The organism is Pseudoduganella aquatica (assembly GCF_009857595.1).
Taxonomy (GTDB): domain Bacteria; phylum Pseudomonadota; class Gammaproteobacteria; order Burkholderiales; family Burkholderiaceae_D; genus Rugamonas; species Rugamonas aquatica_A.
Window position 1 is genome coordinate 1 of sequence record NZ_WWCU01000138.1, and the last position, 365, is coordinate 365.

Here is a 365-nt window from a genome sequence, read left to right on the forward strand (position 1 = left end):
CCAGCGCAACCGCCTGATTTCGGCACTCCAGGCGGACTACGGGCGTTAGAACGCCTCGACGTTGGCCTGCTTCAGGTAGGAAAGGCGGCGCAAATTGTAGGCCGCAACCTTCCAGTTCAGGTGCAGCGTGGCGCGCGCCAAGCCTATCGAACGCAACATCTTGCCGCCCAGTTGGGCCAGGCCGGCAAACACATGCTCGACGCGGGCGCGCGGCTTGGCAATGCGGCGGTTGCGCCGCTCCTGCGCCTCCGACAACGGCTTCTCCTTGCTGCCTTTGCGCTGGATATGCATGCGCCAGCCTTCGCCCGTCAACCGCGCCTCGCGCTTGCCGTTGAGGTATCCCTTGTCGGCGTAGACGTCGCGGC

Annotated in this window: 1 protein-coding gene; it reads right to left on the reverse strand. The window is 65.5% G+C overall.

The window, feature by feature from the left end:
- Positions 1-45: 45 nt before the first annotated feature.
- On the reverse strand, positions 46-365 hold a 320-nt coding region (locus GTP77_RS29940; RefSeq protein WP_161075763.1), incomplete at its 5' end, for a transposase.